General features: G+C 55.8%; 35 protein-coding genes. All 35 read left to right on the top strand.

Annotated elements, in window-relative coordinates; genetic code table 11:
• Positions 1-17 precede the first annotated feature (17 nt).
• A complete protein-coding gene (gene rpoB / locus AFERRID_RS05435; protein WP_126604539.1) occupies positions 18-4,106 on the top strand; it encodes a DNA-directed RNA polymerase subunit beta in 4,089 nt (1,362 codons plus the stop codon).
• Between the two features lie 24 nt (positions 4,107-4,130).
• Positions 4,131-8,294 (top strand): DNA-directed RNA polymerase subunit beta', encoded by a 4,164-nt coding sequence (gene rpoC, locus AFERRID_RS05430; protein ID WP_225981910.1) that lies wholly within the window; start codon positions 4,131-4,133, stop codon positions 8,292-8,294.
• Between the two features lie 109 nt (positions 8,295-8,403).
• Positions 8,404-8,775 carry a 30S ribosomal protein S12 gene (gene rpsL / locus AFERRID_RS05425; protein ID WP_010641426.1) on the top strand — a complete coding sequence of 124 codons (372 nt, stop codon included), beginning with the start codon at positions 8,404-8,406 and terminating at the stop codon, positions 8,773-8,775.
• Between the two features lie 26 nt (positions 8,776-8,801).
• The gene (gene rpsG / locus AFERRID_RS05420; protein ID WP_064220035.1) at positions 8,802-9,272 is read left to right on the top strand and encodes a 30S ribosomal protein S7; all 471 of its coding nucleotides are present in this window, start codon (positions 8,802-8,804) and stop codon (positions 9,270-9,272) included.
• Between the two features lie 32 nt (positions 9,273-9,304).
• Entirely contained in the window at positions 9,305-11,404 is a 2,100-nt protein-coding gene (fusA, locus tag AFERRID_RS05415; protein WP_126604537.1) for an elongation factor G, read from the top strand.
• A gap of 20 nt (positions 11,405-11,424) precedes the next feature.
• A complete protein-coding gene (tuf, locus tag AFERRID_RS05410) occupies positions 11,425-12,615 on the top strand; it encodes an elongation factor Tu (protein ID WP_113527398.1) in 1,191 nt (396 codons plus the stop codon).
• Entirely contained in the window at positions 12,615-12,923 is a 309-nt protein-coding gene (rpsJ, locus tag AFERRID_RS05405) for a 30S ribosomal protein S10 (RefSeq protein WP_012536086.1), read from the top strand. Before tuf ends, rpsJ begins: the two co-directional genes overlap by 1 nt.
• A gap of 17 nt (positions 12,924-12,940) precedes the next feature.
• Positions 12,941-13,573: a 50S ribosomal protein L3 gene (gene rplC, locus AFERRID_RS05400; RefSeq protein ID WP_126604536.1), complete on the top strand. Its 633-nt coding sequence runs from the start codon at positions 12,941-12,943 to the stop codon at positions 13,571-13,573.
• A 10-nt stretch (positions 13,574-13,583) separates the two neighbouring features.
• The gene (gene rplD, locus AFERRID_RS05395) at positions 13,584-14,201 is read left to right on the top strand and encodes a 50S ribosomal protein L4 (protein WP_113527400.1); all 618 of its coding nucleotides are present in this window, start codon (positions 13,584-13,586) and stop codon (positions 14,199-14,201) included.
• Positions 14,198-14,491 carry a 50S ribosomal protein L23 gene (rplW, locus tag AFERRID_RS05390; RefSeq protein WP_113527401.1) on the top strand — a complete coding sequence of 98 codons (294 nt, stop codon included), beginning with the start codon at positions 14,198-14,200 and terminating at the stop codon, positions 14,489-14,491. The genes rplD and rplW overlap by 4 nt, the downstream gene beginning before the upstream one ends.
• 16 nt (positions 14,492-14,507) lie before the next feature.
• Positions 14,508-15,332, top strand: a complete 825-nt coding sequence (gene rplB / locus AFERRID_RS05385; protein ID WP_113527402.1) for a 50S ribosomal protein L2 — start codon at positions 14,508-14,510, stop codon at positions 15,330-15,332.
• Positions 15,333-15,350: 18 nt separating this feature from the next.
• Entirely contained in the window at positions 15,351-15,626 is a 276-nt protein-coding gene (rpsS, locus tag AFERRID_RS05380) for a 30S ribosomal protein S19 (RefSeq protein ID WP_009565435.1), read from the top strand.
• An 11-nt stretch (positions 15,627-15,637) separates the two neighbouring features.
• On the top strand, positions 15,638-15,973 hold the full coding sequence (gene rplV, locus AFERRID_RS05375; protein WP_113527403.1) for a 50S ribosomal protein L22: 336 nt from the start codon (positions 15,638-15,640) through the stop codon (positions 15,971-15,973).
• A 7-nt stretch (positions 15,974-15,980) separates the two neighbouring features.
• Positions 15,981-16,643, top strand: coding sequence for a 30S ribosomal protein S3 (gene rpsC / locus AFERRID_RS05370; protein ID WP_009565437.1), 663 nt, complete (start codon positions 15,981-15,983; stop codon positions 16,641-16,643).
• Between the two features lie 12 nt (positions 16,644-16,655).
• The gene (rplP, locus tag AFERRID_RS05365; protein WP_113527404.1) at positions 16,656-17,072 is read left to right on the top strand and encodes a 50S ribosomal protein L16; all 417 of its coding nucleotides are present in this window, start codon (positions 16,656-16,658) and stop codon (positions 17,070-17,072) included.
• Positions 17,069-17,266, top strand: a complete 198-nt coding sequence (gene rpmC / locus AFERRID_RS05360; protein WP_009569559.1) for a 50S ribosomal protein L29 — start codon at positions 17,069-17,071, stop codon at positions 17,264-17,266. Before rplP ends, rpmC begins: the two co-directional genes overlap by 4 nt.
• Positions 17,263-17,538 carry a 30S ribosomal protein S17 gene (rpsQ, locus tag AFERRID_RS05355; protein ID WP_113527406.1) on the top strand — a complete coding sequence of 92 codons (276 nt, stop codon included), beginning with the start codon at positions 17,263-17,265 and terminating at the stop codon, positions 17,536-17,538. The genes rpmC and rpsQ overlap by 4 nt, the downstream gene beginning before the upstream one ends.
• Positions 17,535-17,903, top strand: coding sequence for a 50S ribosomal protein L14 (gene rplN, locus AFERRID_RS05350; RefSeq protein WP_012536089.1), 369 nt, complete (start codon positions 17,535-17,537; stop codon positions 17,901-17,903). The genes rpsQ and rplN overlap by 4 nt, the downstream gene beginning before the upstream one ends.
• Before the next feature lie 9 nt (positions 17,904-17,912).
• Positions 17,913-18,233, top strand: coding sequence for a 50S ribosomal protein L24 (gene rplX, locus AFERRID_RS05345; protein ID WP_113527444.1), 321 nt, complete (start codon positions 17,913-17,915; stop codon positions 18,231-18,233).
• Between the two features lie 14 nt (positions 18,234-18,247).
• Positions 18,248-18,790: a 50S ribosomal protein L5 gene (rplE, locus tag AFERRID_RS05340; protein ID WP_126604535.1), complete on the top strand. Its 543-nt coding sequence runs from the start codon at positions 18,248-18,250 to the stop codon at positions 18,788-18,790.
• Positions 18,791-18,803: 13 nt separating this feature from the next.
• Positions 18,804-18,989: a type Z 30S ribosomal protein S14 gene (locus AFERRID_RS05335; protein ID WP_012536091.1), complete on the top strand. Its 186-nt coding sequence runs from the start codon at positions 18,804-18,806 to the stop codon at positions 18,987-18,989.
• 9 nt (positions 18,990-18,998) lie between these two features.
• Complete coding sequence (gene rpsH / locus AFERRID_RS05330) at positions 18,999-19,394, top strand: 30S ribosomal protein S8 (protein ID WP_009568793.1); 396 nt, start codon at positions 18,999-19,001, stop codon at positions 19,392-19,394.
• Positions 19,395-19,407: 13 nt separating this feature from the next.
• Positions 19,408-19,932, top strand: coding sequence for a 50S ribosomal protein L6 (gene rplF, locus AFERRID_RS05325; RefSeq protein WP_113527408.1), 525 nt, complete (start codon positions 19,408-19,410; stop codon positions 19,930-19,932).
• An 18-nt stretch (positions 19,933-19,950) separates the two neighbouring features.
• Complete coding sequence (gene rplR, locus AFERRID_RS05320; RefSeq protein ID WP_113527409.1) at positions 19,951-20,304, top strand: 50S ribosomal protein L18; 354 nt, start codon at positions 19,951-19,953, stop codon at positions 20,302-20,304.
• A gap of 12 nt (positions 20,305-20,316) precedes the next feature.
• Positions 20,317-20,847, top strand: a complete 531-nt coding sequence (rpsE, locus tag AFERRID_RS05315; RefSeq protein WP_113527410.1) for a 30S ribosomal protein S5 — start codon at positions 20,317-20,319, stop codon at positions 20,845-20,847.
• A complete protein-coding gene (gene rpmD / locus AFERRID_RS05310) occupies positions 20,840-21,025 on the top strand; it encodes a 50S ribosomal protein L30 (protein ID WP_113527411.1) in 186 nt (61 codons plus the stop codon). Before rpsE ends, rpmD begins: the two co-directional genes overlap by 8 nt.
• Positions 21,022-21,459 (top strand): 50S ribosomal protein L15, encoded by a 438-nt coding sequence (gene rplO / locus AFERRID_RS05305; RefSeq protein ID WP_113527412.1) that lies wholly within the window; start codon positions 21,022-21,024, stop codon positions 21,457-21,459. Before rpmD ends, rplO begins: the two co-directional genes overlap by 4 nt.
• Positions 21,459-22,790, top strand: a complete 1,332-nt coding sequence (gene secY, locus AFERRID_RS05300; RefSeq protein WP_113527413.1) for a preprotein translocase subunit SecY — start codon at positions 21,459-21,461, stop codon at positions 22,788-22,790. The genes rplO and secY overlap by 1 nt, the downstream gene beginning before the upstream one ends.
• Positions 22,791-22,792: 2 nt before the next feature.
• Complete coding sequence (locus AFERRID_RS05295) at positions 22,793-23,449, top strand: adenylate kinase (RefSeq protein WP_225981911.1); 657 nt, start codon at positions 22,793-22,795, stop codon at positions 23,447-23,449.
• The gene (infA, locus tag AFERRID_RS05290; protein ID WP_009568282.1) at positions 23,450-23,668 is read left to right on the top strand and encodes a translation initiation factor IF-1; all 219 of its coding nucleotides are present in this window, start codon (positions 23,450-23,452) and stop codon (positions 23,666-23,668) included. It begins immediately after the preceding gene.
• An 8-nt stretch (positions 23,669-23,676) separates the two neighbouring features.
• Complete coding sequence (gene rpmJ / locus AFERRID_RS05285; RefSeq protein WP_009568281.1) at positions 23,677-23,790, top strand: 50S ribosomal protein L36; 114 nt, start codon at positions 23,677-23,679, stop codon at positions 23,788-23,790.
• 63 nt (positions 23,791-23,853) lie between these two features.
• Positions 23,854-24,210, top strand: coding sequence for a 30S ribosomal protein S13 (gene rpsM, locus AFERRID_RS05280; protein ID WP_113527415.1), 357 nt, complete (start codon positions 23,854-23,856; stop codon positions 24,208-24,210).
• Between the two features lie 17 nt (positions 24,211-24,227).
• Positions 24,228-24,623 carry a 30S ribosomal protein S11 gene (gene rpsK, locus AFERRID_RS05275; RefSeq protein WP_009568279.1) on the top strand — a complete coding sequence of 132 codons (396 nt, stop codon included), beginning with the start codon at positions 24,228-24,230 and terminating at the stop codon, positions 24,621-24,623.
• A gap of 20 nt (positions 24,624-24,643) precedes the next feature.
• On the top strand, positions 24,644-25,270 hold the full coding sequence (gene rpsD, locus AFERRID_RS05270) for a 30S ribosomal protein S4 (protein WP_012536098.1): 627 nt from the start codon (positions 24,644-24,646) through the stop codon (positions 25,268-25,270).
• Positions 25,271-25,292: 22 nt separating this feature from the next.
• Entirely contained in the window at positions 25,293-26,312 is a 1,020-nt protein-coding gene (locus AFERRID_RS05265) for a DNA-directed RNA polymerase subunit alpha (RefSeq protein WP_126604533.1), read from the top strand.
• The last annotated feature ends 16 nt before the right edge of the window (positions 26,313-26,328 follow it).

Raw genomic sequence — 26,328 nt, 5'->3', positions numbered from 1 at the left:
CGTCGCGCGGAGCATCCATGGCCTACTCTTTTACTGAAAAGAAACGGATTCGTAAAGACTTTGGCAAAAGCCAGAGCATTCTTGCTGTGCCATATCTGCTGGCTACGCAGATGGATTCCTACCGGGAGTTTCTCCAGGAGTCGGTACCCCCGGCGGCGCGAAAGGAAACGGGTTTAGAAGCTGTTTTCCGTTCGGTTTTTCCGATGGAAAGTTATTCCGGCAACGCAATGCTGGATTATGTTTCCTACCGCCTGGAAAAACCGGTGTTTGATGTGGTGGAGTGCCGCCAGCGCGGGCTGACCTACTGTGCCGGTTTACGGGTACGTTTGCGTCTGGCGGTGATGGAAAAAGACGACACCACTGGCGCCAAAAGAGTCAAAGACGTGAAGGAGCAGGACGTCTATATGGGCGAACTGCCGCTGATGACGGAGCACGGTTCCTTCGTGATTAACGGCACGGAGCGCGTCATCGTCTCGCAGTTGCATCGTTCGCCCGGCGTTTTCTTCGATCATGATCGCGGCAAGACCCATTCTTCGGGAAAGCTCCTCTTTAACGCGCGCATCATTCCTTACCGGGGTTCGTGGTTGGATTTCGAGTTTGACCCCAAGGATCACGTTTATGCGCGCATCGATCGCCGTCGTAAGTTGCCGGCGACGACGCTGCTGCGTGCGCTGGGCTACAGTACCCAGGATATTCTTGAGATGTTCTTTGATATGGAGACCTTTCGCCTGATCGACGGCGATCTGCGCTATGTGCTGATCCCGCAGCGTCTACAGGGCGAAGTGGCGGCGTTTGATATCATCAGCCCGGAAACCGGCGAAGTGCTGGTACAGACCGGTAAGCGAATTACGGTGCGCCAAACCAGGGCGCTCTCCGAGGTTCAGGGTCTGCATGAGATTCCCGTGCCGGATAGCTTCCTTCTGGGCAAGGTCGTCGCCCGGGATATCGTTCATCCTGAAACCGGCGAAGTGGTGGTACAGGCCAATGAGCCCGTCAGCGGTGAGCTTCTGGACGCTCTGCGAAAAATGCCGTCACTCACACTGCATACGCTCTATCTGAATGAACTGGATCGTGGGCCTTATATTTCAGAAACGTTGCGTATCGACACGTCACGTGATGCGCACGACGCCCAGATGGAAATCTATCGGCTGATGCGTCCGGGCGAACCGCCGACGAAGGATGCGGCGCAAAACCTGTTCCAGGGACTGTTCTTCAGTCCCGATCGCTATGACCTGTCGGCCGTAGGCCGCATGAAGTTCAATCGTCGGGTGGGACGCGATGAGATTACCGGTCCTGGCATACTGAATGATGCGGATATCATCGCAGTACTCAGGGTACTGGTCGCCCTGCGTAACGGTGTGGGGGAGATCGACGATATCGATCATCTCGGTAACCGGCGCGTGCGCTCGGTTGGTGAGTTGATGGAAAATCAATTTCGGCTTGGTCTGGTGCGTGTGGAAAGGGCCGTCAAGGACCGTCTTGCGCTCGCCGAGAGCGAGGGCCTCACGCCTCAGGATCTGATCAATGCAAAACCCATTGCGGCAGTGGTCAACGAGTTCTTCGGCTCCAGCCAGCTTTCCCAGTTCATGGATCAGACCAACCCACTTTCCGAGGTCACCCACAAGCGGCGTGTCTCGGCTTTGGGGCCGGGCGGCCTGACCCGGGAACGTGCGGGTTTCGAGGTGCGTGACGTACATCCGACGCACTACGGCCGGATCTGCCCCATTGAAACGCCGGAAGGCCCGAATATCGGACTGATCAACAGTCTATCGTGCTACGCGCGGACGAATTCCTACGGGTTTCTCGAAACGCCGTATCGACGCGTCGTCGATCGCCGCACCACCGACGAGGTGGAATATCTGTCGGCGATTGAAGAAGGCAATTATATGATTGCCCAGGCAAACTCGACGGTGGACGAGCACGGCGTGCTGACCGACGAACTGGTGTCCTGCCGTTTCAAGAACGAGTTCACTCTGGCAAACCCGGATCAGGTTCAGTTCATGGATATCTCGCCGCGGCAGATCGTCTCGGTGGCGGCGAGTATGATCCCGTTCCTGGAGCATGATGACGCCAATCGCGCCCTCATGGGTTCCAACATGCAACGCCAAGCGGTGCCGACGGTGCGTTCCGATGCACCGATGGTGGGTACGGGCATGGAACGGGTGGTCGCCATCGATTCCGGCGCGGCCGTCGTCGCCCGGCGTGGTGGCGTGGTGGATATCGTTGATGGTGCCCGTATCGTCATTCGGGTCAGTGATGAGGAAACCCTGCCGGAAGAGCCCGGCGTGGATATCTACAACCTCGTCAAGTACGCGCGTTCCAACCAGAACACCACCCTGAATCAGCGCCCCGTGGTCAAGGTCGGCGATGTGGTGAGTCGTGGCGACGTACTGGCCGATGGGCCGAGCACGGAGATGGGTGAACTGGCACTCGGCCAGAACATTCTAGTCGCCTTTATGCCCTGGAATGGCTATAACTTCGAGGATTCCATCCTGATCTCGGAACGGGTCGTAGCAGAAGACCGCTATACCACGATTCATATCGAGGAGTTTTCGGTCTTCGCCCGCGACACCAAACTGGGGCCGGAAGAAATCACCCGGGATATTCCCAACGTCGCCGAAGGTGCCTTACGTCATCTGGATGAGTCGGGTATTGTCGTAATCGGTGCGGAGCTAGCGCCGGGTGACATTCTCGTCGGCAAGGTCACGCCCAAGGGCGAGACTCAGCTGACGCCGGAAGAGAAGCTTCTGCGGGCAATCTTCGGTGAAAAGGCCTCCGACGTGAAAGATAACTCCATGCGAATGCCTGCCGGTATGTATGGCACGGTGATCGACGTGCAGGTCTTTACCCGCGATGGTATCGAGAAGGATGCCCGTGCCAAGTCCATTGAAGAACATGAACTTGCACGGATCCGTAAGGATCTCAATGATCAGTATCGCATCGTCGAGGAAGACAGCTATCAGCGGATTGAGCGTCAGCTGATCGGTAAGGTTGCCGAGGGCGGTCCCAACGGCCTGGCGGCCGGAAACAAGGTGACCAAGGCTTATCTGAAAGACTTGCCGCGTGCTAAATGGTTTGAGATCCGTTTGCGCTCGGAAGAGAGTAACGAGTCTCTGGAACAGATCCGTGCGCAGCTCGAGGAACAACGCCAGCGTCTCGATGCGGTGCTCGAAGAAAAGCGGCGCAAGCTGACCCAAGGGGATGATCTGAGCCCGGGCGTTCTGAAGATGGTTAAAGTGCATGTGGCCATAAAAAGGCACCTGCAACCCGGAGACAAAATGGCGGGCCGCCATGGGAATAAGGGCGTGGTCTCCAAGATCGTGCCGGTGGAAGACATGCCCTATCTTGCCGATGGTACATCGGTGGATATCGTGCTCAATCCTCTGGGTGTACCGTCCCGTATGAACGTGGGACAGATCCTCGAAACCCATCTGGGATGGGCTGCCAAGGGGCTGGGCAAGAAGATCGGCGCGATGCTGGACAGTGAGATGGCAATGGCGGAGCTGCGCGCTTTCCTTGCGGAAATCTACAACCGATCTGGCAAGAAAGAGGATCTCGACAGCCTGACAGACCAGGAAATTCGCGAGCTTGCCGCGAATCTTCGTGGTGGCGTGCCCATGGCGACCCCGGTCTTTGATGGTGCCTCCGAAGAAGAGATCGGCGATATGCTGGAGTTGGCCGGCTTGCCGCGCAGCGGCCAGGTCACGCTGTATGACGGACGAAGCGGTGATGCCTTTGATCGCCAGGTGACGGTGGGTTATCTCTATATGCTCAAGCTCCATCACCTGGTGGATGACAAGATGCATGCCCGTTCCACAGGTCCCTACAGTCTGGTTACCCAGCAGCCTTTAGGTGGTAAGGCGCAGTTCGGCGGCCAGCGCTTCGGTGAAATGGAGGTGTGGGCGTTGGAGGCCTATGGCGCGGCATACACCCTGCAGGAAATGCTCACCGTGAAGTCGGACGACGTAAGCGGGCGCAGCAAGATGTATGAGTCCATCGTCAAGGGTGATTTCCGCATGGATGCCGGAATGCCGGAGTCTTTCAACGTGTTGTTGAAAGAACTGCGTTCTTTGGGTATCGATATTGAACTGGAACAGTCCAAGTAAAATTTCCGCCCGTGGCGGGCAAGGATGGATGCGTTGAAAGACTTACTGAAGCTCTTCAAACAAAACGATCAGCAGGAAGAATTCGATGCGATTCGGATCGGTATCGCGTCTCCGGATAAGGTGCGGTCATGGTCTTTCGGTGAGGTAAAAAAACCCGAGACGATTAATTATCGGACCTTCAAACCGGAACGCGAAGGCTTGTTCTGTGCCAAGATCTTTGGGCCGATCAAGGACTACGAGTGCCTCTGCGGCAAGTACAAGCGCCTGAAACACCGCGGCGTGGTCTGCGAAAAATGCGGTGTTGAGGTAACCCAGGCGAGGGTCCGCCGCGAGCGGATGGGACACATTGAACTTGCCAGCCCTGTCGCCCACATCTGGTTCCTCAAATCTCTGCCGAGTCGTATGGGCATGATTCTCGATATGCCGCTGCGTGATATCGAGCGGGTCCTCTATTTTGAAGCGTATGTGGTCGTTGATCCGGGGGTGACCGCGCTGGAACGCGGGAACATCCTTACCGAAGACCAGTACCTGGACGCCCTGGAAGAGCATGGGGATGAGTTTACGGCAAAAATGGGCGCAGAGGGTATTCGTGACCTGCTGCGTGGCATACCCCTGGCTCAGGAAATTGAGCAGATCCGCAATGAACTGCGAGAGAGCAACTCCGACACAAAGACCAAGAAGCTCAGCAAGCGGTTGAAGATCCTGGAGGCCTTTGAACAGTCTGGCAATCGTCCCGAATGGATGATCATGGAAGTGCTTCCGGTGCTGCCCCCGGACCTGCGGCCCCTGGTGCCACTGGATGGCGGCCGTTTTGCAACCTCTGATCTCAACGATCTCTACCGGCGGGTCATCAATCGTAACAACCGGCTCAAGCGCCTGCTGGAACTAAAGGCGCCGGACATCATCGTGCGCAACGAAAAACGCATGTTGCAGGAAGCCGTAGACGCGCTGCTCGATAACGGTCGGCGTGGACGTGCCATCTCGGGACCCAATAAACGCCCGCTCAAGTCGCTTGCGGATATGATCAAGGGCAAGCAGGGTCGCTTCCGTCAGAATCTGCTGGGTAAACGGGTGGACTACTCCGGCCGCTCGGTTATCGTCGTCGGACCTGAACTGCGCCTGCACCAGTGCGGTTTGCCGAAGAAGATGGCCCTGGAGTTGTTCAAGCCATTCATTTTCAACAAGTTGGAAGAGCGCGGGCTGGCGACCACCATCAAGGCCGCCAAGCGTTTGGTCGAGCAGGAAAAACCGGAAGTCTGGGATATCCTTGAAGAGGTGATTCGCGAACATCCGGTCATGCTGAACCGCGCGCCAACCTTGCATCGCCTGGGTATCCAGGCCTTTGAACCGGTCCTGATCGAAGGCAAGGCCATCCAACTGCATCCACTGGTATGTGCGGCATACAATGCGGATTTTGACGGTGATCAGATGGCTGTGCACGTCCCGCTGTCGCTGGAGGCGCAGTTGGAAGCCCGGACCCTGATGATGTCCACCAACAATATTCTCAGCCCGGCCAATGGTGAGCCCGTTATCGTCCCGTCCCAGGACATCGTCCTCGGACTCTACTACGTCAGCCAGGAGCGGGCCGACGCCAAGGGCACGGGCGGGGTCTTCGCGGATACGGCAGAGGTGCGGCGCGCCTATGAAACGGGCAACCTGGGTCTGCATGCCCGTATCACCGTGCGCTTTCGCGGTGAGCGTATCGATACCACGGCAGGACGCGCCCTGCTCGGGGATATTCTCCCCGAGGGGCTGCCGTTCAGTGTCATCAACCGGGTACTGAAGAAGAAGGTGATCGGCGAACTTATCAATACCTGTTACCGGCGTTTGGGTATCAAGGATACGGTTATCTTTGCGGATCAGTTGATGTATACCGGCTTCCGTATGGCGACACGCGCAGGCATTTCCTTTGGTGCCGGGGATATGGTCACGCCGCTGGAAAAAGAGGGCATCCTGGCGCGGTCCGAAGATGAGGTCAAAGCCATTCAGGCCCAATACACCTCGGGTCTGGTGACCGAGGGTGAACGTTATAACAAGGTCGTCGACATCTGGTCGCGGGCTACCGACGAAGTTGCCAAAGCCATGATGGATCGAGTCAGTAAGGATACCGTGTACCTCCCGGACGGCAGTTCGGTGCAGCAGGATTCGTTCAACTCGATCTTTATGATGGCGGATTCCGGCGCCCGAGGTTCGGCGGCGCAGATTCGCCAGCTTGCAGGCATGCGCGGCCTGATGGCGAAGCCCGACGGTTCTATTATCGAGACTCCCATCACCGCAAATTTCCGTGAAGGGCTCAACGTCCTGCAATACTTCATTTCCACCCATGGTGCCCGCAAGGGACTTGCAGATACCGCGCTGAAAACCGCCAACTCCGGCTATTTAACCCGGCGTCTGGTAGACGTTACCCAGGATCTGGTGGTGGTCGAGACCGATTGTGGATCGGAGGAAGGCCTGCCCATGACCTCCCTCGTCGAGGGCGGTGAGATCATCGAACCTCTGCGCGATCGCGTGCTGGGTCGTGTAGTTGCGGAGGATGTGGTCCACCCCAACACCGGTGAGATTGTCATCCTCCGCAATACGCTGCTGACAGAGCGGCATCTCGGTCAGTTGGACGAACTGGGCGTGGATGCACTGAAGGTGCGTTCGCCCCTGACCTGCCGGTCACGCCATGGGGTCTGTGCACTGTGTTATGGGCGTGACCTGGCACGTGGGCATCTAGTCAACGCGGGTGAGGCAGTCGGCGTTATCGCCGCGCAATCCATTGGTGAACCGGGTACCCAGCTCACCATGCGTACTTTCCACATCGGTGGTGCGGCCAGTCGTTCTGCTGCGCAAAGCAGTATCGATATCAAACAGGGCGGGGTTTTTCGTTATCAGCCAAACCTTCGTCTGGTTACGCACAGCAGTGGACGCCACGTAGTGGTGGGCCGGAATGGGGAGGTGACCGTCACTGACGAACAAGGCCGGGAAAAAGAGCGTTACAAGGTGCCCTATGGTGCCACCATTCTGGTGGATGACAACGCCGCGGTCACCGCGGGCCGTCGGGTCGCGGAATGGGATCCGCATACGCGGCCCATTGTCAGCGAGGTCGGCGGCAAAATTTCTCTGAAAGATGCGGTGGAAGGCGCGAGCGTAGCCATCCAGACCGACGAGATCACCGGGCTGTCGACACTCGTCGTCATCGACGCCAAACAACGGCCACCCCAGGGACGGGATTTGCGCCCGGTGATCAGCCTGCTGGACGAGCACGGCCAGGACCTGAAGCTGCCCGGTACGGACCTGCCCGCACGCTATTTCCTGCCGGCAAAGGCGATTATCGCGGTGCACGAAGGTATGGAAATTCATCCCGGAGATATTCTGGCACGTCTGCCGGTGGGTACCACAAAGACGCGCGACATTACCGGTGGTCTGCCCCGTGTGGCGGAGCTGTTCGAGGCCCGGCGTCCCAAGGACTTCGCTGTTATCGCGGAGCACGAGGGCATCATCGGCTTCGGGAAAGACACAAAGGGCAAGCAGCGACTGATCATCACCGACGAGAGCGGGGAACAGCATGAATATCTGATTCCCAAGGGGCGCCATGTGACCGTGTACGAAGGGGAGCGGGTCAGCCCGGGTGAGCAGCTTGTCGAAGGCCAGCCGGTTCCGCACGATATCCTGCGTGTGCTGGGTGTGCAGGCTCTCGCCAACTACATCGTAGATGAGGTGCAGGACGTATACCGTCTGCAGGGCGTGCGTATCAATGATAAGCACATCGAAGTCATTCTGCGCCAGATGCTGCGTAGGGTCGAAGTGACGTCCAGCGGGGACAGTACCTTTATTCCCGGAGACCAGGTGGATCGGGCACGGGTGGAAGATGAAAGCATCGCGCTGGAAGCCGCCGGCAAAGAACTGCCGCGTTTCACTCCGATGTTGCTGGGTATCACCAAGGCAAGCCTGTCTACCGAATCGTTCATCTCGGCGGCAAGCTTCCAGGAAACCACCCGCGTACTCACTGAGGCTGCAGTATCCGGCAAGGCAGACGACTTGCGCGGCCTCAAGGAAAACGTCATTGTCGGACGTTTGATTCCTGCAGGAACGGGCCTGGCCTACCATGAGCATCGCCGACGGCTGAGTCGGGGTGAATCTGCCCTTTCCCTGGAGACCGCGGTGCCGCGCGATATGCCGGTATCGGTGAGCGATATGCCGTAATTTGTTGTATGACTGGGGCTTGCCTTGACAGCCAGGGCAAGCCTAACTAGAATGCGCCCTCTCATCGGTGAGAGGGCTGGGTGCCCCCATCGTACTCTGGAGATTGTAAATGCCCACATTAAATCAGCTCGTGCGCAAGCCACGTAAGCGGCCTGTAGCCAAAAGCAAGGTTCCGGCGTTGGACGCCAACCCGCAGAAGCGCGGCGTGTGTACCCGTGTTTACACGACGACACCTAAAAAGCCCAACTCGGCATTGCGTAAAGTCGCCCGTGTGCGTCTCACCAATGGTTTTGAGGTCAGCAGTTATATTCCCGGTGAAGGGCATAACCTGCAGGAGCACTCCGTGGTACTGATTCGCGGCGGTCGTGTCAAGGATCTTCCCGGTGTACGCTATCATATCGTGCGTGGCACCCTGGATACTGCCGGTGTCAAAAACCGTAAACAGTCGCGTTCCAAGTATGGCGCCAAGCGTCCAAAGTAAATATTTATTGAAGGAGTTGTTGCGCCATGCCAAGACGTCGTGAAGTCCCCAAGCGGATTGTTCTGCCGGATCCCAAGTACAAGGAAGAGGTCATTGCCAAATTTGCCAACGTGATGATGCGTGATGGCAAAAAAAGCACTGCCGAAAAAATCGTTTACGGTGCATTGGAAATGGTTGCGGAGCGGAGCAAAAGCGACGCCCTCGAAATTTTTCGTAAGGCTATCGACAACGTGCGCCCGGTCGTGGAAGTGAAAAGCCGTCGCGTCGGAGGTGCCACTTACCAAGTACCCGTCGAGATCCGTTCGGACCGGCGCATGGCGTTGGCTATGCGTTGGCTGCGTGACTCAGCGCGTAAACGGAACGAAAAGTCCATGGGTAACCGACTGGCGGCGGAAATTCTCGAAGCGGCGGAAAATCGCGGCAACGCGGTTCGTAAGCGTGAGGAGACCCATCGTATGGCAGAAGCGAATAAGGCCTTTGCCCATTTCCGCTGGTAATTGACAGCAACCCTCCGCACAAGGACTGACACGTGGCACGCACAACCCCTATCGAACGCTATCGCAATATCGGCATCATGGCGCACATTGATGCCGGCAAAACGACTACCACTGAGCGCATTCTGTTCTACACTGGCGTCTCTCATAAGATTGGCGAGGTGCATGAAGGTACCGCGGTCATGGACTGGATGGCGCAGGAGCAAGAGCGCGGTATCACCATTACCTCTGCGGCAACTACCTGCTTCTGGAAAGGTATGGATGGGCAGCGTGCCGAGCACCGGATCAACATCATCGACACCCCCGGACACGTCGACTTCACTATCGAGGTGGAACGGTCCCTGCGGGTGTTGGATGGCGCCATGGCGGTATTTTGTGCGGTGGGTGGCGTGCAGCCGCAGTCCGAGACCGTATGGCGGCAGGCAAACAAGTACAAGGTGCCCCGTATTGCGTTCGTCAACAAAATGGATCGCCAGGGTGCCAACTTCAAGCGCGTTGTCGATCAGATCGCGACCAAGCTGCGCGGTAACCCTGTCCCGGTTCAGTTGCCCATCGGTGAGGAAGATCACTTCAGCGGTGTCATCGACCTGATGAAGATGAAGTCCATCAACTGGGATGATGCGTTGCAGGGCACGCGATTTACCGAAGAAGATATTCCCCCTGCCTTGCAAGCGGACGCAGAAGCGGCACGGCACTTCATGGTCGAAGCGATTGCGGACGCCGACGAAGACGTGATGATGAAATATCTGGAAGGTGAGGAAATCAGCATTCCAGAATTGCGGGCGGCCTTGCGCAAGGCGACGATTTCCGGCGCCGTGGTTCCGGTGTTGTGCGGAAGCGCCTTCAAGAACAAAGGGGTACAGGCAGCATTGGACGCAGTATTGGACTATCTGCCGTCGCCTGTTGATATCAAGCCGGTGGAAGGTACGAATCCCGACAATGGCGAAGTAATCGTCCGTTCCGCTGATGACAGCGAACCTTTCTCCGCGCTCGCGTTTAAAATCGCGACGGATCCGTTTGTCGGGCAACTCACCTTTTTTCGGGTGTATTCCGGGGTGCTCACCGCGGGTTCCACGGTCCTCAACCCGGGGCGTAACCAAAAGGAGCGTATCGGGCGCGTGCTGCAGATGCATGCCAATGAACGCCATGAAATCAAAGAGGTGCTTGCTGGCGATATCGCCGCCGCCGTCGGCCTCAAAACAGCTTATACCGGAGATACGCTCTGTGACTTGAATAAGCCCATTGCTCTGGAGCAGATGGAGTTTCCCGAGCCGGTGATTCATGTCGCGGTCGAACCAAAGACCAAGGCGGACCAGGAAAAGATGGGCATTGCTCTGGGGAAGCTTGCGCAGGAGGATCCATCGTTTCGGGTCCGTACCGATCAGGAATCCGGGCAGACCATCATCTCCGGTATGGGCGAGCTGCATCTGGAAATCATCGTCGACCGCATGAAGCGTGAGTTCGGGGTTGAAGCTACTGTCGGTGCGCCGCAGGTGGCGTATCGCGAAACGATCCGCAAGACGGTCGAGTCGGAAGGCAAGTTCGTGCGCCAGTCAGGCGGTCGTGGTCAATACGGACATGTCTGGTTGCGCCTTGAACCCCTCGAGCCGGGAAGCGGTTTTGTATTCGAAAACGGGGTGGTTGGCGGTACGGTGCCCAAGGAGTTCATCGGTCCGACGCAGAAAGGTGTTGAAGAAGCGCTGGAAAATGGTATCATTGCCGGCTTCCCTGTGGTGGACGTCAAGGTCACCATTTTTGACGGTTCATATCATGATGTCGACTCCTCAGAGGCGGCATTCAAGATCGCGGGGTCCATGGGTTTCAAGGCGGGCGCAGCCAAGGCGAATCCTATACTGCTGGAACCCATCTTTGCCGTAGAGGTAGTAACTCCGGAAGAATATATGGGTGACATCATCGGCGACATCAATAGTCGTCGCGGCATGATGCAGGGTATGGAAGACGAGGCGGGCGCCAAGCTGATCCGCTGCGAAGTGCCTCTGGCGGAGATGTTCGGATATGCGACGACGGTACGTTCGCTTTCCCAGGGCCGCGCCACCTATACCATGCAGTTTGAGAAGTATATGGAAGTCCCCGGCCATGTGGCCGAGGCCATTGTCAAGAAAAGTCAGCGCTAGTCGTAACGGGAGAGTTCAAGATGTCCAAAGGGAAATTTGAGCGGACGAAGCCGCATGTCAACGTGGGAACGATTGGTCACGTGGACCATGGCAAGACCACATTAACGGCGGCGCTGACGAAGGTGTTGTCGGCGAAGTTTGGCGGAGAGATTCGCGCCTATGATCAGATAGACAATGCGCCGGAAGAGCGGGCGCGAGGGATCACGATAGCGACCTCGCACGTGGAATACGAGACCGCGAATCGTCACTATGCCCATGTAGACTGTCCGGGTCATGCGGATTATGTGAAGAACATGATCACCGGGGCGGCGCAGATGGACGGTGCGATCCTGGTGTGTTCGGCAGCAGACGGCCCGATGCCCCAGACCCGTGAACATATTTTGCTTGCCCGTCAGGTGGGCGTTCCCTATATCGTCGTGTTTTTGAACAAGGCGGACATGGTGGATGACGCCGAGCTGCTGGAATTGGTGGAAATGGAAGTGCGTGAACTACTGTCCAAGTACGAGTTTCCCGGTGATGACATTCCGGTGATTATCGGCTCGGCGCTGAAGGCTCTGGAAGGGGATCAGAGCGACATCGGGGAGCCTGCGATTTTCCGTTTGGCGGATGCCATGGACAGCTACATCCCGATGCCCGAGCGTCCCATAGACAAACCCTTCCTGATGCCGATAGAAGACGTATTTTCGATTTCGGGTCGTGGCACCGTGGTGACCGGGCGTATTGAGCGTGGTGTGGTGAAGATTGGCGATGAAATCGAGATTATCGGCATTCACAACACCGCCAAGAGCATTGTCACCGGCGTAGAGATGTTCCGCAAGATTCTGGATCAGGGGCAGGCCGGAGACAATGTCGGGGTACTGCTGCGCGGCACGAAGAAAGATGACGTAGAGCGTGGTCAGGTACTGGCCAAGCCTGGCAGCATCAAACCGCATACGCGTTTTGAAGCGGAAGTATATGTGTTGTCGAAAGAGGAAGGTGGTCGACACACGCCGTTTTTCAACGGGTACCGCCCGCAGTTTTACTTTCGTACGACGGACGTAACGGGTGCGGTGGAATTACCGGAAGGTGTGGAGATGGTGATGCCGGGAGACAACATATTGTTCAAGGTTGCGTTGATTGCGCCGATTGCGATGGAGGAAGGTCTACGTTTCGCGGTACGCGAAGGCGGCCGTACCGTTGGCGCCGGCGTCGTCTCCAAGGTGGTCGAATAATGGACAGTTCCAAGATTCGCATCCGCCTTAAATCATATGATTATCGCATGCTTGATATTTCCGCTGCGGAAATCGTAGAAACCGCGCGCCGGACCGGTGCACGTGTTTGTGGCCCGATTCCCCTTCCCACAAAAATCGAACGCTTTACGGTTTTGCGTTCGCCGCATGTGGATAAAAATGCGCGTGATCAGTTTGAACAACGTACGCACAAACGCTTACTAGATATTCTCGATCCCAACGACAAGACGGTGGATGCCCTGATCAAACTGGATCTGGCGGCTGGCGTCGATGTCGAGATCAAGCTGTAATTATAAAGGACGATACAATGGTAATGGGCCTGATCGGACGGAAAGTAGGTATGACGCGCATCGTTGCAGATGACGGGCGTGTGTTGCCGGTAACCGTCATCCATGTGGCGCCGAATACGGTGGCACAGGTTAAAGATATCGCCACTGACGGTTACTGTGCAGTGCAGGTGGCAACCGGTACGCGCCGTCCACAGCGAGTAACCTCTGCTGTGGCAGGACACTTTCGTAAAAGTGGCATTGCTCCCGGGCGGCTATTACGAGAATTCCGCGTGGCAGATACTGCTAATTATACGTGCGGTATGGACATCGATCTGGACATTTTCGCTGAAGGGCAGCGCGTGGATGTGTCGGGCGTGAGCAAGGGTAAAGGCTTCGCCGGCGCCATCAAGCGCCATAATTTCCGGAGTAACCGCGCGAGTCATGGTAACTCCCTGTCCCACCGTGCACCGGGATCCATCGGTTGTCGCCAGACGCCGGGCCGCGTGTTCAAGGGCAAGAAAATGGCCGGACACCTGGGCGCAGAACAGGTCACAACACTCAATCTTGAGTTGGTACGTATCGATGCCAATCGTCGCCTGCTCATGATCAAGGGTGCCGTCCCTGGTGCGCGAGACGGGGACGTGATGATTCGTCCCGCCGTGCGTGGTTAGGAGAAGAACAATGCAAGTGCAAAGCTTGGAAGTGACCACCGGGAAAAGTAGCGAAATCGAGATCGCCGATGGTGTTTTTGGTGTGCCTTATAATGAGGCGTTGCTGCATCAGGTGGTGGTAGCCCAGATGGCCGGCATGCGTTCGGCCAACGCCGTACAGAAGAATCGTGCGGCAGTGCGTGGTGGCGGACGTAAACCCTGGAAACAGAAAGGTACGGGGCGGGCTCGCGCGGGCAGCATTCGTAGCCCGATCTGGCGCGGTGGTGGGCGAGCTTTTCCCGGCGGAAATGAAAACTACACGCAGAAGGTCAACAAGAAAATGTGGGCCGGGGCAATGCGGACCGTACTAGCAGAATTGCTACGCCAGGGTCGTTTGCAAATCATTCAGCAGGAAGATTTCGGAGAACCACGAAGCCGCCTGGGTAGGGACTGGTTAAGTCGCGCAGGAGGAGATGATGTTCTGCTCGTCATGGGGGAAGTGCCGTTGAATCTTTTTCTGGGCTTGCGGAATTTTCCGAGAGTGGGTATCGCCGGATGGCAGGATGTCGGTCCTGCCGATCTGCTTCAATATGGCCGAGTATTACTGGATGTTGAAGCCGCAGCCAGGTTAGGTGAGGTGTATGGATGAACGCTGAGCGTAAGTATCTGGTCTTGCTGGCGCCTCTGATCAGTGAAAAAAGCACGATGGTGCAGCAGCAGGCGAATCAGTTCGTATTTAAGGTCGCCCGCGATGCCACGAAGCGCGAGATCAGGTCAGCAGTTGAAAAACTTTTTGAGGTTCAGGTTCTTTCTGTTCAAACCTGTAACTATCTGGGAAAGGAAAAGCGTGTAGGTCGCCATGTCGGGCGTCGCTCGTCATGGAAAAAAGCCTATGTACGGCTGGCCGAGGGCAGCAGCATAGATTACGGCGTTGCCTGACGAAAAGGGATAACACATGGCACTGATTAAAACCAAACCGACCTCTGCAGGGCGGCGTTTCGTGGTAAAAACCGTCGACACACGTCTTCATAAAGGGAACCCGCATTCCGCGCTGGTGGAGGTGCAATCTCATAGTGGCGGTCGCAACAATCTTGGGCGGGTTACTCGGCGGCACCAGGGCGGCGGACACAAGTCCCATTATCGGCTGGTGGATTTTAAGCGTAATAAACTAGACATACCTGGCAAGGTAGAACGCTTGGAATACGATCCCAATCGCTCCGCTCATATTGCGTTGATTTGTTATGTCGACGGTGAGCGTCGCTATATCCTCGCGGCAAAAGGCATGTCTGTCGGTGATCCGGTGCTTTCTGCTGAGCAGACGCCCATAAAGCCCGGTAACTGTATGCCGCTTCGCGGTATCCCGGTGGGATCAGTGGTTCATAATGTTGAGATGCGGCCAGGCAAGGGCGGACAGATCGCCAGATCCGCTGGTGCATCGGTTCAGCTCATGGCCCGTGATGGCGATTACGCCCAACTGCGCTTGCGCTCTGGTGAAGTTCGCAGAATTCATGTATCCTGCCGCGCTACTATAGGTGAGGTGGGCAATGAAGAACACGGATCTCGTCAGTTGGGAAAGGCGGGAGCAACGCGCTGGCGGGGTGTGCGGCCAACAGTTCGCGGTGTGGCGATGAATCCGGTTGACCATCCACATGGTGGTGGCGAAGGCCGCACTTCGGGTGGCCGCCACCCAGTATCGCCGTGGGGCCAACCGACCAAGGGTTACCGTACTCGTAGAAACAAGCGTACGAGTAATATGATTGTGCGTCGTCGTTCGCGTTAGTGGTTAAGGGGATTTCACGTGCCACGTTCGATTAAAAAAGGTCCGTTCATTGATGAACATCTGGACCGCAAAGTGCAGAGTGCTCAGGCGAGTAACAGCCGTCGGCCGATCAAAACATGGTCGCGCCGTTCGACGATTACACCTGATTTCATTGGATTGACCATTAGCGTTCATAACGGCCGTCAGCATATCCCGGTAGTCGTTAACGAGAATATGGTGGGTCATAAGCTCGGTGAATTTGCTTTGACGCGGACCTTCAAGGGCCACGTCGCTGACAAGAAAGCCAAGCGCTAAAGGGGGGAATGATGAAATCATCAGCCGTGCTTAAAGGATTACAGATGTCACCCCAGAAGGCGCGTCTTGTCGCAGATCTGGTACGCGGACAGCCGGTGGAGAAGGCGTTGGAGATTCTGCGTTTCACTACTAAAAAGGCCGCCTTGCCCATTCGTAAGTGTTTGGAATCGGCGATCGCGAACGCCGAGAATAACGAAGGCGCCGATGTCGACGCCTTGGTGGTCGAGCAGATCATGATTGATGGTGGTGCCGTACTGAAGCGGTTCGCGGCTAGAGCGAAAGGTCGCGGCTCGCGGATTCTGAAGCGCACCAGCCATATCACCGTTGTAGTTGCAGAGGTTTACTGAGGAACCTATGGGACAAAAAACCAATCCAATCGGACTGCGTCTGGGAATCATTAAGAATTGGAATTCCCGGTGGTATGGCAAAAGCGACTTCCAGGAGAAGCTGCTTGAAGATATCAAGGTCCGGCAGTTTATTCGGGAGCGACTTGCTGGCGGGGCGGTTTCTGACATTATTATTGAGCGCCCAGCGCGTAGTGCGCGCATTACCGTACATACCGCCCGACCGGGTATTGTGATCGGTAAAAAGGGCGAAGATATTGAAAAGCTTCGGCATGACGTGCAAAAGCGCATGGGGGTTCCCGTGCATATCAATGTGGAGGAAATCCGCAAGCCTGAGCTGGACGCGCAGTTGGTGGCAGAAAGCGTAGCGCAGCAACTCGTCCGTCGTATCATGTTCCGGCGGGCCATGAAGCGCGCTGTTACCAACGCCATGCGTTTCGGTGCATTAGGCATGCGCATTAACTGTGCCGGTCGTTTGGGTGGGGCTGAAATTGCCCGTACTGAATGGTATCGAGAGGGTCGCGTTCCGCTTCACACGTTGCGCGCTGATATTGACTACGGTTTCGCCGAGGCCAACACCACCTACGGAATCATTGGGGTGAAGGTATGGATTTTCAAAGGTGAAATCCTGGAGTGGAGCACGGCACAAACGGCCGCTGCCCGCCAGAAGTGACGGGAGTTTCCGATGCTGCAGCCAAAACGTACAAAATTTCGTAAACAACACAAGGGGCGTAACCGCGGTATCGCGACGCGCGGAAGCAAAGTGAGCTTTGGTGAGTTCGGCCTCAAGGCTGTTGGTCGCGGCCGTATTACTGCGCGTCAGCTTGAAGCCGCACGGCGCGCCATCAGTCGTCATGTGAAACGGGGCGGGCGCATCTGGATACGTATTTTCCCGGACAAACCAATCAGTAAAAAGCCTGCCGAGGTGCGTATGGGCAAGGGTAAAGGCAACCCGGAATATTGGGTGGCGCTGATTCAGCCTGGCAAGGTGCTTTATGAAATGGAAGGTGTAACGGAAGAGATTGCGCGTGAAGCATTCGCGCTGGGTGCGGCTAAGCTTCCAGTGCAGACGGCATTTGTAAGTAGACGGGTGATGGGATGAAAGCTCAGGCAGTTCAGAAACTTGATTTAGCAGGTTGTCAGGCTCAATTGTTGGTCCTTTTGGAAGAGCAATTCAGATTGCGGATGCAACATGCAACCGGGCAATTGGCCAAGACGTCCCGTTTACGCACTGTGCGTCGTGATATTGCGCGCGTACGGACAGCCATTACCGTGAAGAAGGAAGCGCACTCATGACCGAGGCGAAAAGTCCGCGTAGTCTGGTTGGTACGGTAGTCAGCAACCTGATGGATAAAAGTATAGTGGTGAATGTTGAACGTCGCATTCAGCATCCACTTTATAAAAAATATATTCGGCGGTCCAAGAAATTTCACGCCCATGATGCAGAAAATATCTGCCATATCGGAGATATTGTAAAAATCGAGGAGTGTCGCCCGTTATCAAAAACCAAAAGTTGGCGTTTGGTAAGCGTGCTCGCCGAAGGCGTCGTAGAGGGAGATAACGCATGATACAGACACAGACAAGGCTCAATGTCGCGGACAACAGCGGCGCGCGAGAAGTGATGTGTATTAAGGTGCTTGGCGGTTCACATCGGCGTTATGCGGATATCGGCGACGTGATCAAGGTCAGCATCAAGGATGCGGTGCCGCGCGGCAAGGTTAAAAAAGGCGACGTATACAACGCGCTCGTGGTGCGCACCCGTAAGGGCGTGCGCCGGGAAGATGGATCCCTGATTCGCTTTGACAGTAACGCCGCAGTGCTTCTGAATAATCAATTGCAACCTATTGGGACACGTATTTTTGGCCCGGTTACGCGTGAACTGCGCGGGGCTAATTTTATGAAGATCATTTCTTTGGCGCCGGAAGTGTTGTAGGGGATGACCATGTTGAAGGTACGTAAGGATGATGAGGTTGTGGTTCTTGCCGGCAAAGACAAGGGTAAACGCGGTAAGGTGCTCAAGGTGCTGGGGGAGGACTCGCGGGTGCTGGTTGAAAAGGTGAACATGATCAAACGCCACGTTCGTCCGGATCGCATGGGTAAGGCGGGCGGCATCGTGGAGAAAGAAGCGCCTATTCACGTATCCAACGTGGCAATTTTCAACGCCGCAACTGGCGGCGGGGATCGCATCGGCTATAAAGTGCTTGAGGATGGGCAGAAAGTGCGTGTTTTTAAGAGCAACGGCGAAGTTATCGGCCGCCGTTAAGCAAGGGAAATCATATGGAAGCACGTTTACATGCGTTGTATAAAACCTCCATTGCGCCCAAACTGATGCAGGAGTTTGGCTTCAGTAGTGTCATGGAAGTGCCAAAATTGCTTAAGATCACTCTGAACATGGGGGTCGGCGAGGCGGTTGGCGATAAAAAAGTGCTGGACGCCGCGGTGGGGGACATGACCAGGATTGCGGGGCAGAAGCCGGTAGTCACGCGTGCGCGAAAGTCTGTGGCGGCATTTAAAATTCGCGAAGGCTATCCGATTGGATGTATGGTGACGTTGCGGGGGATCGTGATGTACGAGTTTTTAGATCGCCTCGTCAGTGTCGCTATCCCCCGAATTCGGGACTTTCGCGGGCTTTCGCCGAAGTCTTTTGATGGGCGTGGAAATTATACGATGGGCGTGAAAGAGCAGATCATATTCCCGGAAATCGAATATGACAAAATCGATCGTTTGCGCGGGTTGGACGTGGTGTTTACCACCACCGCCAAGAATGATGAAGAGGGCCTTGGGCTGTTGAAAGCCTTCAAGATGCCCTTCCGGCCTTGAAGGAGTTTGACGCGTGGCAAAGAAATCGTTAATCGCAAAGTCTGAAAGGACTCCAAAATTTAAAGTGCGTGCGTATCACCGGTGCAAATTGTGCGGGCGTTCACGCGGTTACTATCGGAAGTTCGGCTTGTGCCGTCTATGCTTTCGTAAGCATGCGTCGGCTGGGTCAATTCCCGGTATCGTTAAAGCGAGCTGGTGAGGAAACACGATGAGCGTGACGGATCCTATTGCTGATATGCTGACGCGCATTCGTAATGCGCAACAAGTAAATAAGGCGAAAGTGCGGATGCCCGCTTCTAAGCTGAAACGTGCGATCGCACGAGTTCTGGTGGAAGAAGGCTATATTCAGGAAGTAAAAGAGGACGTCGCGAACGGTCACCCCGTTCTCGATCTGACTTTGAAGTATTATGCTGGTGCGGGTGTGATCGCTGAAATTCGGCGAGTTAGCCGACCTGGTGTTCGCGTTTACCGTGGTGCGGAAGATTTGCCGCGCGTGCGTGACGGCTTCGGTATTGCCATTATCTCAACGTCTCAGGGAATTATGACCGATCGCGCGGCCCGCAGTGCCGGGATTGGTGGCGAAGTTCTCTGCGTCGTGTCCTGAGGAGGGAACGAAAATGTCTCGTGTAGCGAAACAACCAGTACCGCTGCCTAAGGGGGTTGAGGTCCATGTTGCAGATCAACGCCTGGTGGTAAAAGGCCCTAAGGGCGAAATGTCCGTTCCTTTTCATCCTGCGGTGGAGTTGCGGATAGATGACGGCAGCGCGTCACTGACATGGTCGGATAACCAGAATGCCCAAGCGGGAACCATGCGCGCCATATTGAGCAATATGGTACAGGGTGTCTCCCAGGGCTATGAACAAAAGCTGGAAATTATCGGCGTAGGTTACCGTGCCCAGGCGAAGGGCAAGACCCTCAGTTTGAGCCTCGGCTTTTCTCATCCCGTGGACTATCCGGTGCCAGATGATATCACCATCGAGACACCGACTCAGACAGAGATTGTCATTCGGGGAATCGATAAACAGAAAATCGGGCAGATCGCTGCAGATATCCGTGCCTATCGTCCTCCGGAGCCCTACAAGGGTAAGGGCGTGCGTTATGCGGGAGAAAATGTCAGACGTAAAGAAGCGAAGAAGAAATAATGGTTGAGGCTTACTACTATGAATAAAAATTTGGCAAGGCTTCGTCGGGCGCGTAAAACGCGAGCACGTATTGCATCGCAGGCCAAACCGCGACTCTGTGTTTTTCGCTCGGGCAAGCATATTTACGCTCAGGTGATTGATGACACGCAGGGTAAGGTTCTGGCGCAGGCCTCCACCCTCGAGGGTGAGTTGCGTGCGTCAAAAGGGCGGGGTGCAGATGTGGCGGCAGCCGCAACAATCGGACAACGGGTTGCAGCGAAGGCATTGGCTGTGGGCGTTAAGGAAGTGGCATTTGACCGGAGCGGATATCGTTATCACGGTCGGGTGAGAGCTTTGGCCGACGCTGCCCGTGAAGGCGGGTTGTCGTTCTGATGGAGAGCTAAGATGGCACGGGAAAATCGCGATACGCAGCCCAATGACGGAATGCAGGAAAAATTAATTCATATCAACCGCGTTTCCAAGGTGGTTAAGGGTGGGCGGCAGTTTGGTTTCGCGGCGCTCATGGTCGTGGGGGACGGGGATGGAAAGGTTGGCTTTGGCCGCGGAAAGGCCAAAGAGGTGCCCGCGGGCATTCAAAAAGCTACCGATCAGGCCCGCCGCTGGATGACCAGCATACCGTTGATGCGGGGCGGCACGATTCCGTACCCGGTAGAGGGTCGTCACGGTGCAGCGCGGGTAATGTTGCGGCCAGCGCCGGAGGGTAGCGGTGTGATTGCGGGCGGTGCGATGCGTGCGGTTTGCGAGGCGGTAGGGTTGCGCAATGTAGTCGCCAAGTCGCTGGGTTCCAATAACCCCATCAATGTGGTTCGGGCGACCTTTGATGCCTTCAACAAACTGGTTAGCCCCCAGGTGATCGCGATGAAACGTGGTAAAAGTCTTAAGGAGATTCGCGAGCAAGGAGGACACGATGAGTAAACGTCTGCGTATCACGCTGGTAAAAAGTTTGATAGGCGTTGCTGAGAAACATCGTCGGGTCGTTGTCGGACTGGGCTTGCGCCACACCCATCACTCGGTGGAGCGTTTGGATACCCCGGAGATTCGAGGGATGGTAAACAAGGTTCCTTATCTGCTTCGCTGGGAAGAGTTGTCATGAAATTAAACACTATCTCGCCCGCAGAGGGCTCAAAGAAGGACCGCCGGCGTGTTGGGCGGGGTATCGGCAGCGGCTTCGGCAAGACGGCCGGGCGTGGTCATAAGGGCCAGCACGCGCGGTCCGGCGGTTACCATAAGGTAGGTTTTGAAGGCGGGCAGATGCCTTTGCAACGACGTATTCCCAAGCGTGGCTTTCGTAACACGTTGGGCGTTCGCGTCGTGGAGGTGGCGTTATCGCAATTGGAGTCTGCAGCCATTGACGGCGTGGTGGATTTGGAAGGTCTGCTACTGCGGCGCATCGTTCGCGGTTCACCCGATGCGGTCAAGGTTATATTGACCGGAGAAATCACTCAGGGGTTGACGGTGCGTGGTCTGCGAGTCAGCGCTGGTGCCAGGGCGGCTATCGAACAGGCCGGCGGAAAGGTGGAAGATTGATGGCTGGGTTACGTAGCATTGGAGGTGCCGCACAGGGTGCTGGTAAGATCAATGAGTTACGTAACCGTATCCTGTTTTTGCTGGGTGCGCTTCTGGTTTTTCGGGTGGGGGCGCATATCCCCGTGCCCGGAATCGACCCAGCGGCTATGGCGACGTTTTTTAATCAGCAACGGGGAACCATCCTTGGCATGTTCAACATGTTCTCCGGCGGGGCACTTTCCCGGCTGACGGTTTTTGCGTTAGGGATCATGCCCTATATCAGCGCATCCATTATTTTTCAGTTGGCGGGATCAGTTTTTCCGAAACTTGAGGAACTAAAAAAGGAAGGCGAGGCCGGGCGGCGCAAAATAACAGAGTATACACGTTATGCGACGGTCGTATTGGCGCTGATGCAAGGTCTGGGAATCGCCATCGCGATTGAGAAGATGCATGCCGGAAATGTCCCGGTTGTTATTAGCCCGGGCCCGCTATTCTTGTTCACCACAACCATTTCTTTGGCTTGTGGTACGGTTTTTTTGATGTGGATTGGGGAACAGATCACCGAGCGTGGAATCGGTAACGGTATTTCCATGATTATCTTCGCCGGCATTGTTGCCGGACTGCCGGATGCAATAGGGACGACCTTTGAACTGATGAAAACTGGTCAGTTTCAGCCACTATTTGTTGTGGCGCTCTTTGTGCTGGCGCTCGCTGTGACGGGATTTGTGGTGTTTATGGAGAGTGCGCAGAGACGTATTCCCATTCAGTACGCCAAACGGCAGGTCGGTCGCAAAGTATATGGTGGGCAGAGCACCCATATGCCGCTCAAGGTGAATATGTCCGGAGTAATTCCACCGATATTCGCATCCAGCATCATATTGCTGCCCGCGACTCTGTCAGGTTGGTTTGCGAATGTGCCAGGTATGGAGTGGTTGGCGCGCTTCGGTCAGGCGTTGAGTCCTGGTTCTGCTCTTTACGTTGTGGTGTTTACAACGGCGATCGTATTTTTTGCGTTTTTTTACACCGCCATGGTCTTTAATCCTCGGGAAACGGCGGACAACTTAAAAAAGTCCGGCGCTTTCGTACCAGGCATTCGACCAGGTGAGCATACGGCTAAGTATATGGATCGTATTCTTACCCGGCTTACGCTCTGGGGCGCCATATATCTGACCCTGGTTTGTTTGCTGCCGGAATTTCTCATTGTGCAGTACAATGTCCCATTCTATTTTGGCGGCACGAGTCTGCTGATCGTGGTCGTCGTGATGATGGACCTGATGGGCCAGATTCAGAGCCATTTGCTGACGCACCAGTACGAAGGGTTGATTCGCAAAAACCCTCTTGGCGGGCGGTGAGGGTGGCAAAGCATTTTATTTTTCTCGGTGCGCCGGGCGTTGGCAAAGGGACACAGGCGCAGCGCTTGGCCCAGTTGTTAGGCTTGCCTCATGTCTCTACCGGTGATATGCTCCGCGCCTCGGTTCAGTCCGGTAGTGACATTGGTGTTCGTGCTGCGGCGGTTATGGAGTCCGGCGCGCTCGTTGGCGACGAAATTATCATTGGCATCGTTGCAGAGCGGTTGCTTCTTCCGGATGCGGCGACGGGGGTTGTTTTCGATGGATTTCCCCGGACTATTCACCAGGCGAACGCGCTGGACGATTTGCTTGCCGGACGTGGTGATCAAATTGCGTCGGTGCTTCATATTGAGTTGGCTGATGAAGAAATCGTGGAGCGTCTTTCCGGACGGCGAGTGTGTGCGACGTGCGGGGCGATTTACCATGTACGCTATCACCCGCCTGCAGTCGAAGGGATCTGTGATGCCTGCGGGGGGGTGTTGTTGCAACGCGAGGATGATCAGCCGGCGGTGATTCGTAGGCGCCTGGCTGTTTATCAGACAGAAACTGCGCCGTTGATTGCGTATTATCACGATCGGTCTGCTTACCACTTGGTGAGCGGAGAGGGTGAGGCGGATGAGGTATTCTCTAGAATCGTGAAAGCGGTAGGGGTAGCACGCTAAATGTCGAAAGAAGATACCCTGGAAATGCAGGGTGAGGTAGTGGAGAATTTACCAAGCGCGACCTTTAAGGTTCGCTTAGAAAATGGTTATGTCGTCAATGCACATATCTCCGGGAAAATGCGGATGCATTATATTCGTATTTTGCCTGGAGATAAGGTTACTGTAGAGATGACGCCCTACGATTTAACGAAGGGTCGCATCATTTATCGTGCCAAATAGGGGGTGTCATGAAGGTTCGCGCATCTGTTAAAAAGCTTTGTCGTAACTGCAAAATTGTTCGTCGTAATGGCGTGGTTCGGGTGATTTGTGTTGAGCCGCGCCATAAACAGCGCCAGGGTTAAGGTGCGGGCGAAACTGTTTAGTCTTGTGGGGTCACCCCACTCAGTCTCTTGGAGGAATTGCGGATGGCCCGCATCGCTGGTGTAAATATTCCGAATAACAAACAAATAGAAATTGCCTTGACGTATATTTACGGTATCGGCAGAACGCGTGCCCGGACCGTTCTGAGCGCAGCCGACATTGCATGTGATATGCGGGTCAAGGATATCAGCGAGCCTGAGCTGGAACGCATACGTTCGGAGATTGCAAAGTTTCTTGTGGAGGGCGACCTGCGCCGCGAAGTTACCATGAACATAAAACGCCTGATGGACCTGGGGTGTTACCGCGGCATACGGCATCGGCGCGGCCTCCCTGTTCACGGTCAGCGGACCAAGACCAATGCGCGTACGCGTAAAGGTCCCGCCAAATCTATTACGCGATAGGCAGGAAGATTCCAGAAATGGCAAAAACTCAAACGAATACTCGTGCGCGAAAGAAGGTCAAGAAAAATGTCCTGGATGGCGTCGCGCATATTTACGCATCTTTCAACAACACGATTATCACCATCAGTGATCGTCAGGGTAATGTGCTGACTTGGGCCAGCTCCGGTGGATCGGGGTTTCGGGGCTCGCGCAAAAGTACACCTTTTGCGGCCCAGGTAGCCGCTGAAAACGCGGGTAAAAAAGCTCAGGAGTTTGGTGTAAAGAACCTGGATGTCGAAGTCCGGGGACCGGGGCCTGGACGCGAGAGCACTGTGCGTGCACTTCATTCCATTGGTTTCCGTATCGCGAGTATCCGCGATGTAACGCCGATTCCTCATAACGGATGCCGTCCGCCTAAAAAGCGGCGTGTTTAAATTTTAGGTGGAGGTTGTCTGTGGCTAAATATACGGGTCCGAGTTGTCGTTTGTGTCGGCGCGAAGGCGGAAAGTTGTTTCTCAAGGGTGAGAAATGCTTTTCTGATAAATGTCCAGTGAGTATACGGGCCTACGCCCCTGGGCAGCATGGCCAGCGGCGGGGACGTGTCAGCGAGTATGGCGGGCAGTTGCGTGAGAAGCAGAAAATCCGGCGCATTTACGGCGTGTTGGAGGGGCAGTTTCGGCGATATTTCCAGCGGGCGAGTCAGGCACGCGGTGTCACCGGCGAGTTGCTGCTTCGGTTCCTCGAGTTGCGTCTCGACAATGTTGCGTATCGTTTGGGTTTCGGCGCATCCCGTGCGGAGGCGCGCCAGGTCGTTCGTCATGGCCACATTCTGGTTAATGGCCGACGTGTGGATATTCCGTCTTACCAGGTACGTGCCGGGGACGTTGTGAGCGTCGCTGAGGCCGCCCGGACGCATATCCGTATTGCTGCATCGGTTGAAGCTACAGCAGGTCGTGGTTTCCCGGAATGGGTGAGCATGGACACTACCGAACTTAAGGCGACCATCAAAGCCGTGCCGGTGCGAGAAGACATGGCCCCGGATTTGAACGAACAGGTCGTCGTGGAGTTGTACTCTAAGTAAGACCGGGGGTTGAGGAACGCTTATGACTGAGGTTGGAGAGCTGTTGCGCCCGCAGGGCGTTGACGTGGAAGTGATTTCAGCACGCCGTGCGCGTATGGCCCTTGGGCCCTTGGAGCGTGGTTTTGGCCACACTCTGGGTAGTGGGTTGCGCCGGGTGTTGTTGTCGTCTCTCAAAGGTGCGGCGGTTACCGAGGTGGAGATTGAAGGCGTGTTGCACGAGTACTCGAGCATCGAGGGCGTGCAGGAAGACGTGGTGGATATCCTGCTCAACTTGAAGATGCTGGCGGTACGGGCGCACGGACGCGGAGATGCGGTGGTGACACTGCGCAAGCGTGGCCCCGGCCAAATGACCGGCGCCGATATCGTATCGGAACATGGTATCGAAGTGGCGAATCCGGAGCAGGTCATCGCAACGCTGACCCGCGATGTCGAACTGGTACTCCATTTGCGTATTGACGAAGGACGTGGCTATGACGCGGCTGCTACGCGACGTCAGTCGCATGAAAAACGTATCGGTGTGATGGCTCTGGACGCAAGTTTTAGTCCGGTGCTGCGGGTGAGCTATCTGGTGGAAAACGCCCGGGTTGAGCAACGTACCGACCTGGATCGTCTAGTACTGGATGTCGAAACCAATGGTGTGGTGGATCCGGTCTGGGCGGTGCAGGAGGCTGCCCGCATTTTTCGCAGTCAGCTTGGCGTGCTGGCGGGTGCGGAAACCCTGGAAATACCAGAGGCATCGCAAGTGCAGGTCAGCCAGAGCCTTACGCCCCTGTTGATTCGTCCGGTCGATGATCTGGAACTCACGGTGCGGTCGGCGAACTGCTTGAAGGCTGAGGACATTTTTTATATCGGCGATTTAGTGCAGAAATCGGAGCAGGAACTTTTAAAGGCGCCTAATCTGGGACGCAAGTCGCTCAATGAGATAAAGGAAGTTTTGGTGGCGCATGGCCTGACGTTGGGGATGCGACTCGACAGCTGGCCGCCGGAAAATCTGCCGCCGGTGCCCGGGCGAGCGGCAGATACGGACTCGATCATCGGCTAACGTTAGAAATTATGTA

This window comes from Acidithiobacillus ferridurans, from assembly GCF_003966655.1.
Taxonomy (GTDB): Bacteria; Pseudomonadota; Gammaproteobacteria; order Acidithiobacillales; family Acidithiobacillaceae; genus Acidithiobacillus; species Acidithiobacillus ferridurans.
This window is presented reverse-complemented; position numbering and strand designations above follow the sequence as displayed.

Coding starts and splice junctions, on each gene's coding strand:
- infA (WP_009568282.1), top strand. CDS start 23,450: ATGTCGAAAGAAGATACCCTGGAAATGCAGGGTGAGGTAGTGGAGAAT.
- AFERRID_RS05265 (WP_126604533.1), top strand. CDS start 25,293: ATGACTGAGGTTGGAGAGCTGTTGCGCCCGCAGGGCGTTGACGTGGAA.
- rplB (WP_113527402.1), top strand. CDS start 14,508: ATGGCACTGATTAAAACCAAACCGACCTCTGCAGGGCGGCGTTTCGTG.
- rpsQ (WP_113527406.1), top strand. CDS start 17,263: ATGACCGAGGCGAAAAGTCCGCGTAGTCTGGTTGGTACGGTAGTCAGC.
- secY (WP_113527413.1), top strand. CDS start 21,459: ATGGCTGGGTTACGTAGCATTGGAGGTGCCGCACAGGGTGCTGGTAAG.
- rplP (WP_113527404.1), top strand. CDS start 16,656: ATGCTGCAGCCAAAACGTACAAAATTTCGTAAACAACACAAGGGGCGT.
- rplO (WP_113527412.1), top strand. CDS start 21,022: ATGAAATTAAACACTATCTCGCCCGCAGAGGGCTCAAAGAAGGACCGC.
- rpsK (WP_009568279.1), top strand. CDS start 24,228: ATGGCAAAAACTCAAACGAATACTCGTGCGCGAAAGAAGGTCAAGAAA.
- rpmJ (WP_009568281.1), top strand. CDS start 23,677: ATGAAGGTTCGCGCATCTGTTAAAAAGCTTTGTCGTAACTGCAAAATT.
- rpoC (WP_225981910.1), top strand. CDS start 4,131: ATGGATGCGTTGAAAGACTTACTGAAGCTCTTCAAACAAAACGATCAG.
- rpmC (WP_009569559.1), top strand. CDS start 17,069: ATGAAAGCTCAGGCAGTTCAGAAACTTGATTTAGCAGGTTGTCAGGCT.
- rpsG (WP_064220035.1), top strand. CDS start 8,802: ATGCCAAGACGTCGTGAAGTCCCCAAGCGGATTGTTCTGCCGGATCCC.
- rplW (WP_113527401.1), top strand. CDS start 14,198: ATGAACGCTGAGCGTAAGTATCTGGTCTTGCTGGCGCCTCTGATCAGT.
- rplD (WP_113527400.1), top strand. CDS start 13,584: ATGCAAGTGCAAAGCTTGGAAGTGACCACCGGGAAAAGTAGCGAAATC.
- rplE (WP_126604535.1), top strand. CDS start 18,248: ATGGAAGCACGTTTACATGCGTTGTATAAAACCTCCATTGCGCCCAAA.
- tuf (WP_113527398.1), top strand. CDS start 11,425: ATGTCCAAAGGGAAATTTGAGCGGACGAAGCCGCATGTCAACGTGGGA.
- rpsM (WP_113527415.1), top strand. CDS start 23,854: ATGGCCCGCATCGCTGGTGTAAATATTCCGAATAACAAACAAATAGAA.
- rpsH (WP_009568793.1), top strand. CDS start 18,999: ATGAGCGTGACGGATCCTATTGCTGATATGCTGACGCGCATTCGTAAT.
- rpsL (WP_010641426.1), top strand. CDS start 8,404: ATGCCCACATTAAATCAGCTCGTGCGCAAGCCACGTAAGCGGCCTGTA.
- rpsJ (WP_012536086.1), top strand. CDS start 12,615: ATGGACAGTTCCAAGATTCGCATCCGCCTTAAATCATATGATTATCGC.
- rpoB (WP_126604539.1), top strand. CDS start 18: ATGGCCTACTCTTTTACTGAAAAGAAACGGATTCGTAAAGACTTTGGC.
- rpmD (WP_113527411.1), top strand. CDS start 20,840: ATGAGTAAACGTCTGCGTATCACGCTGGTAAAAAGTTTGATAGGCGTT.
- rplR (WP_113527409.1), top strand. CDS start 19,951: ATGAATAAAAATTTGGCAAGGCTTCGTCGGGCGCGTAAAACGCGAGCA.
- rplV (WP_113527403.1), top strand. CDS start 15,638: ATGAAATCATCAGCCGTGCTTAAAGGATTACAGATGTCACCCCAGAAG.
- rplC (WP_126604536.1), top strand. CDS start 12,941: ATGGTAATGGGCCTGATCGGACGGAAAGTAGGTATGACGCGCATCGTT.
- rplN (WP_012536089.1), top strand. CDS start 17,535: ATGATACAGACACAGACAAGGCTCAATGTCGCGGACAACAGCGGCGCG.
- rplX (WP_113527444.1), top strand. CDS start 17,913: ATGTTGAAGGTACGTAAGGATGATGAGGTTGTGGTTCTTGCCGGCAAA.
- rplF (WP_113527408.1), top strand. CDS start 19,408: ATGTCTCGTGTAGCGAAACAACCAGTACCGCTGCCTAAGGGGGTTGAG.
- rpsC (WP_009565437.1), top strand. CDS start 15,981: ATGGGACAAAAAACCAATCCAATCGGACTGCGTCTGGGAATCATTAAG.
- rpsE (WP_113527410.1), top strand. CDS start 20,317: ATGGCACGGGAAAATCGCGATACGCAGCCCAATGACGGAATGCAGGAA.